The sequence below is a fragment of the Paenibacillus sedimenti genome (assembly GCF_014534655.1).
GTDB lineage: Bacteria > Bacillota > Bacilli > Paenibacillales > NBRC-103111 > Paenibacillus_E > Paenibacillus_E sedimenti.
Map to the genome: position 1 here is coordinate 296,018 of NZ_JACVVD010000009.1, position 6,410 is coordinate 302,427.

Annotated in this window: 8 protein-coding genes and 1 rRNA gene; all 9 read right to left on the reverse strand. The window is 48.0% G+C overall.

Annotated features, from left to right (window positions below; translation table 11 throughout):
• Positions 1-50 precede the first annotated feature (50 nt).
• Complete coding sequence (locus ICC18_RS23615; protein WP_223192802.1) at positions 51-2,000, reverse strand: nitric oxide reductase activation protein NorD; 1,950 nt, start codon at positions 1,998-2,000, stop codon at positions 51-53.
• Complete coding sequence (locus ICC18_RS23620) at positions 1,978-2,868, reverse strand: ATP-binding protein (RefSeq protein ID WP_188176900.1); 891 nt, start codon at positions 2,866-2,868, stop codon at positions 1,978-1,980. Before ICC18_RS23620 ends, ICC18_RS23615 begins: the two co-directional genes overlap by 23 nt.
• Before the next feature lie 283 nt (positions 2,869-3,151).
• Positions 3,152-3,352 (reverse strand): hypothetical protein, encoded by a 201-nt coding sequence (locus ICC18_RS23625; RefSeq protein ID WP_223192803.1) that lies wholly within the window; start codon positions 3,350-3,352, stop codon positions 3,152-3,154.
• A gap of 83 nt (positions 3,353-3,435) precedes the next feature.
• The gene (locus tag ICC18_RS23630; RefSeq protein WP_188176901.1) at positions 3,436-3,765 is read right to left on the reverse strand and encodes a hypothetical protein; all 330 of its coding nucleotides are present in this window, start codon (positions 3,763-3,765) and stop codon (positions 3,436-3,438) included.
• A gap of 93 nt (positions 3,766-3,858) precedes the next feature.
• A complete protein-coding gene (locus tag ICC18_RS23635; protein WP_223192804.1) occupies positions 3,859-4,569 on the reverse strand; it encodes a YhcN/YlaJ family sporulation lipoprotein in 711 nt (236 codons plus the stop codon).
• Between the two features lie 34 nt (positions 4,570-4,603).
• Positions 4,604-4,759, reverse strand: coding sequence for a hypothetical protein (locus ICC18_RS23640; protein ID WP_188176903.1), 156 nt, complete (start codon positions 4,757-4,759; stop codon positions 4,604-4,606).
• Positions 4,760-5,127: 368 nt separating this feature from the next.
• Positions 5,128-5,472, reverse strand: a complete 345-nt coding sequence (locus ICC18_RS23645; RefSeq protein WP_188176904.1) for a DUF2512 family protein — start codon at positions 5,470-5,472, stop codon at positions 5,128-5,130.
• A 258-nt stretch (positions 5,473-5,730) separates the two neighbouring features.
• Positions 5,731-6,072 carry a protein YmzB gene (ymzB, locus tag ICC18_RS23650; RefSeq protein ID WP_188176905.1) on the reverse strand — a complete coding sequence of 114 codons (342 nt, stop codon included), beginning with the start codon at positions 6,070-6,072 and terminating at the stop codon, positions 5,731-5,733.
• A 227-nt stretch (positions 6,073-6,299) separates the two neighbouring features.
• Positions 6,300-6,410: ribosomal RNA gene (rrf, locus tag ICC18_RS23655) — 5S ribosomal RNA — on the reverse strand; the annotation flags it as partial.

Consider the following 6,410-nt stretch of genomic DNA (forward strand, 5'->3'; position numbering starts at 1 on the left):
CAGGATTCGATCCCGATCGACATCCTGTTCCATTGTAAAGGATTTATTTACTAAAAGATAGATTTCAGCAGCAGTTTGCGCAAAATCGGCGCCAGCTGCTGAGGAAGCTCATCCACATTAGGCACTACGATGCTGCTGCGACCATAAATATTGCGCATTGTGATTCGCTGAGTTTCATGTACGGTGCCGTTGGCAAGGAAAACGCTGATCACTTCAACGCCTAAGCGGCGAGCCTGAAGAACGGCCTCATAGGTGTCGAGGATGCCCGCATCATTGTAATTCGCTGCCGAAGGCTCGCCATCCGAGAACACCAGCAGCACGCGCTGCCGCTCCGGGCGCCGCAGCAGCCGCTCGCTCATGCGGCGAATCGCGAAGCCGTCGCGGTTGTCCTGCTGCGGCTCGAGCTGCAGCAGAGCCGCACCGCGTCCGGGCGCGCAGGAGGAGCCGAAGTCGACCGCAACCTGGAACAGGTTCGGCGCCTCCTTCTCCGTGACGCGGTCCGCGTCCTCCCAGAATCCCACCACCTCGTGGGGGATTCGCAGTTCGCGCAGCGTCTCGTGAAACAGCACGAGACCGAGCTTGGTCTCGTCCATTTTGTCATACATGGACGCGGAGCAATCGACGAGCAGCGCGAACGCCGCGTCGAGTTGAGGCACTGGAGCGCGCTTCTTATAGAAGAGGCGCGGCGCTTCTTGCGTGACGGCTCGCGTCAGCCGCTTGTCGAGCCGCCCGAACAGCCGATCGCCGCTCGGGGCGATCCGCTTCCGCTCCAGCGTGCGCCTAATCGCACGCTGCAAAGGCTTTGCGAGCGGAGCCACCCGCTCGCTCAGGCGCCTGTAGGCAGCCTCCTGCGCAGCAGTGGGCCGCTCAGGCGCCAGCCACGTCGCCGTCGCATGCGCGTTGACGGCGCCCTCCCCGTGCCCCGCGGCAGCGGGCACGCCGAGGCTTTGGCGCCGCTCGCCGGCGGCGGCGCCGGTACGCTGCGCGCGCAGCGAGCGCCCCTGCGCGATCGCGAGCGCCTGATCCGCAGCGTCGCCTTCGCGCGGCGCGTCACCGGGCGCGGCCGTGCGGGAGCCGCGCTCCAGCTCGAACCGCAGCAGCCCCGGGCTGCGGTCGCTGGTTTCACGGTGCCAAGTCGGCATCCGCTCTTGGCCCGGGAGCTGACGCTCCCCTTCCTGTTCGGGGAGCACATCCTCATTGGCAAGCCGCTTTACCCTCTTCAGCTCGCCTTCATAACGTGCGGGCAACGGCTTTTCCACCCCGCTGCCCGGCTGCATCCAAAAATACTGCACCTGCGCATCCCGGCGCAGCCAATACGCCAGCGAGTCCATCATCGCCTCGCAGCATGCCGCGACCTCCGTCGTATGCTCCGCCTCCTCAACTTGCTCAAGCAACGGATATAAGCCGGATAACCTGTGCATGAGTTCCTGAAGCTGTTCCCCCTGCGCAGCGGTCCATTCCGCTCCTGTAAACCAACCATATACAAGCAGAAGGATCGATTCGGCCAGCTCTCCTTTTTGCAGGTGCGAGCGCAGCTTATGCTGATAATACGCCGTAAGAATGCGATGACGTTGCATAAAAACACGCGCTGTCCCCGATCTGCGTCTACGACAAATTCGCTCCAGCCGCATATCTTCGCATAAAGCAAATAATTGATTGGCCAGCTTAGGCAAGCTCGCAGTTTGACAGTAGATTAAATAGTTTCGCACCGCATCTGCACTGGTAAACCAGGCACTGCCGATACCGCGCAAGTATACATCGCTCTTCAAACCAGCTGTCTTATCCACAGGACTAAAGTCCCGCCAGAACTGACTCACTGTAATTCGCGCGGCTGCTTCCTCATAAGCGGCATGAAAAGCCGGTTCCAACTCCATCTCTTTACGCCCGGTAAACAAGCGTGCCAAGTCCAATAGCTGCATGTGGAGGAGAGAATCGATTTTATCATCCAATAAACTCAATTTTCCAACGAACATCGCCCTAAAATAACGTTTCTGCCGCATTCATTACGGCAGCCCGTTCCCTTTCATCCTCCAATTTATCGGCTATTGCCCGGGAAACAGCTCGTATAGGAGGTATGTAGGCGGTCAGATCGCAGGCATCAAGCAGCGCCCGAATCGAGCCTGCTTCATCCGGTAATTGGCCCAGCTCAATCAACGTCAACAAATCCGCAGATAGCTGCACGTATGTCTTGAGCAATTTTTCGTCACGCAGTATGGATTTGCCTCGCAGTAGCTGCAGCAGTAAGTCCCCTTGCAAGTAAGGCACATCAATGGTCACAAAACGATTTTTCAATGCTTCATTCAACGGAACGGTACCAATGTAGCCTTCGTTAATGGCCGCAATGACCCGAAAATCGGGATGCGCCGTTACGACTTCTCCTGTAAAATGATTCGTAATCGATCTGCGATGATCCAAAACCCCGTTAATGAGCGGCAGCGTCTCCGGTTTGGCCATATTAATTTCATCTATGTATAGGTAATGCCCTTTGGCCATTGCTTTCATGATTGGTCCGGGAATAAATTCAATCCGCGATGATCCTTGCTCATTCTGGGTTAACGTTTTGAAACCAAGCAGCGCTTCTGCATCAAGGTCCGTGGAACAATTCACGGCATGAAGCGGTTGACCGAACAATGAAGATACGTGCTCGGCAAGCTTCGTTTTGCCTGAACCGGTGGGTCCTTTAAGAAGCACATTCTTGCCTAAGAATAGTGCTATTACAGCATCCTGGAGTACTTCCTCGTTGGGAGTCTCAAACTCAGCAGAGCCCACAAGCTTACGGTCTTCAGACGTAAGTTTTCCCTCTTTGATTTGTTGCTTTCTTTGTTCTAAATGTTCCGATATTTCTGGAGGCAAAGACAATGACAACATGAAATTTCGATTCCTTTCCTGATCCTTTTGTAACCCTACTATTCATCAGGAAACTCCTATTGTCAAGCTTCTTCTCAAGACAACCCAACTTCTTCTATGATCGCATGAGAATAAAAAGCCATTTGTCCCCCGCATAAAGGACATCGCGGTTTAGCCGGTGATTCATTGTATAAAATGGCTAAGCCGTAAGCCGTTTCATAATTAATCGCTTGGATAACATCTTCTTTGCGAACATACTCACAGCTGCGAGAGCTGCAGTAGGCGCGAACCTTATACCGATTGCTCATGCTTCGGTATCTACACCCGGGAAGTCCATATTTAATATGACGGTGAACGCATCTTCTGCTCTTTGAATCACCTGATAAACCTCCACATAGGGTGTGTGATATTGGTTCTCAGCTTCGTTTACCAATTCTTCAAGCGCTTCACTTAACGAATCGTTCTCATTCAGCTTCACTTCAGCAAAATATTGTTTAAGCATCATCAACCCTCTTTTCTTTAGATGGCAGCTTAACATGCAACGGAAAACCCCCAGCTCGTCACTAGACGACTGAGGGTGAGTTATTCTTAGTGGCGCTGATATGCTTGGGTGGGGTTCAAATATTGATTTTGTGCAGCTTGATTCGCAAACATCTGCTGTTGAATCGCTTGCTCCAATTGCGCACACATTTGTAAACATTGATTCATCTGCTGCAAGGCTTGTGCGTGTCCTTGAAGCGCGTGATCAATCATTTGAACCGCTTGCTGCTCTCTTTGCGCTAATTGTTGAAGTTGCTGAGCATTCTGAAGCTCTTGTTGTCTCATTTGTTGATACATGCCATTTGCTTGTTGAGTCTGTGCAATCAATTGTGAAATGATTTGCTGGCATTGGCCAATTTTTTGTGCGATTTGATGCATTTGTACTTGCTCCTCCTTAGGGTTTAACAAAGTTAACAGTTATCAAACTGCCGCACTTATTATGCCTAACCTTACGAGGAATAAACATATATTTTATTTCGTCATGAGATTATTTTGACCTGTTGAATAATTCGGAAAAGCATATTGGATCATCGTATTAAATTCATTCAAGTAGGTGTCCATCATTTTATTCTTACGTTGTTGTCCGTCATAGAAAAGCATCCTATTAACAAAATGAGGATTCGCCGAAATGAAAATATTAGCATCCGGATACACGCGGGCTAGTGTACGTCTGATCGCATTAGCGGTTTCCGAAGGCAGTGGTCTTGATGAAATCCAATCCATTTGTGCCCCGTCTCCAGTTCCAAATAGTCCAGCCTCCGATTCCGGGTCATTATTCTTGCTGAGTTCTTGTTCATGCTTGTTCATCCCCATAGCCTGCATCCCGCCCAGATCAACGGCTACATAAATGTTATGGTCTGTAACAGCCACGGCCGAAGAACCAACATGAGCGGCTTGGACAATCCGATCTGCTAAATCTCTGTTCATCGACAAGTTAGAGTTATTATGTGCCTTGCTATTATCCAATGTTGCCGGGACCATGGTAGGCTTAGGCGATTGAAACAAACTTTTGGCGCCGATTGACGCATTTTCATTGTTACGTGAATCGGCATCCCAACTACCTGCATCTACATTGGATTGGTTGGGCCTCACTTCAGCTTTGGTGCGGTTCAATTGTGCGCAGGCAGTCATTGTAAAAATCAAGCCAGCTATCAGGGCCATTTGGATCATTAATTTGTTCACTAGAATCCCTTCCTTCGATTGGTTCATTCGTACCTTATTTCTTCTCATTCCTGTCTTCTTCATGCGAATATGCAATCAATGCGATATCATAACCGAGTTCGTGCTTCATCCGCGATTCCAAGCTGCGAAGCTCTTGAATCAAGTCTTCTCGATTATCCAAATCTGCAAACTGATAAGACTCTACGCCCATGTACTTATGTACACCCCTCTCTCGACAACATTGATCAATGTTAATATGGACAAATGTCCTGATTTTTACCATGCAAAATATAGTAGGTAGCGTTTGTTAGGGGGCAGTAGAAACCCCCAATTTAAAATTGCATTTCTCGAATCTAAGTAGCAGCTTGTCCCGATTGTTTATGCAATTGTTTATCCTTTTAGAGACATAAGCCATTCGGTATAACATATACTGCAGAGTACTTCATAGTGATCTTCGATTCCATCTTCTTGGTAAACAGTGATACTGTGCGCTGCTTGGGATTCGGTATCTTTTTCGCAATGTTGACAAATGTAAGTCATAAGTCACCTTCTTTCAAATGCTACTATCAAATGCGACATTTATTTCACCTTATTCGTATCGTCCAGCATCAGCATATGGATTAAATATTCAACTACGCCTAGCAGTGCCACAATAATAAGCAGCTCTGAAACGGACAAAGTCCAATCCATATAAGAACCAACCATCCACAAAAAAACAAAACTTAGAAAAGCGTCCGCCGTTGTTGCTACATTGTTACTCTTTGAGTATCTTAGTATGACTTGATCACCCACGAAATAAGCAATGACGGATAATGCCATTCCTGTTAAAAAAGCCATTGTGAAAGACGCTTCAGAAAACCATAACAACAACGGCACGACTACAATACTATTTAAAAGCACTTTGATGATAAATTTTCCAAGCATAGCTCATGCCTCCTTCATTTGATAAAAGGCTAACAGCTGCCAATACGAATGTAGAGTTTGAAGTTTTCAAATCTGCAAGCATACCATAGTTTGAGCAATACTCGAACAATCCATCCTATATCCCGGCAACCAGTGTGTGGTAGAAAACAACAAAAGAGCCTTCTTGGGATTGCTCTCAAAAAAGGCTCTTCCCATCACTTTCTTGGAGGGATAGCATTGTACTTACAGGCAAAATCTAAGCCTTAAATATGTAATGGGTTAATCAGTAGTGATGAAGTAAGTGGCAAGCTCTGTCTGAATCTCCATGCTATTTTCCCTTTGAACACCATGAAAGTGTTCGCTGAAAGGAATTTCGTAACTATCTTCGGGAAGCTTTTGTTTTTCACCATCATGAGTCGCGATGCTTCCACTCCCGCGAAGTACGATCGCCTGTGGTGATAGATATGCATCTTCGGTATCTGTAAAGTTCATTAATCCAATCTCGTGTACTTCAATTTCTATCTGATCTATATCTTCTTGATCTTCCTTTTTAATCATAATGCTTTTTTCTTTATTAGCTTCAAACCAGCCACATACCTGTTGTATTGATAATTCCTCCATAGTGTTACCCGTCCCTTACTAGTGATATTGGTAAGCAAGAGTATTCTTTACAATTGTGTATATAACCTATTCTTAACTTTTGGTGCCAATAACTGTTACTTTTTGTTTTTTGGGAGAGTCAACCCTCTAGGGTACATAGTTTTTGTCGGCTTTTCTTCCCCTAATTCCCATCGATAAGAAACAAAAAGACCTCACTCTAGATAACCTAGAAGTGAGGTCTTTTATCTGCTTGGCAACGTTCTACTCTCCCAGAACCCTTCGGTTCAAGTACCATCGACGCTGGAGGGCTTAACGGTCGTGTTCGAGATGGGAACGCGTGGGTCCCCTCCGCCATCATC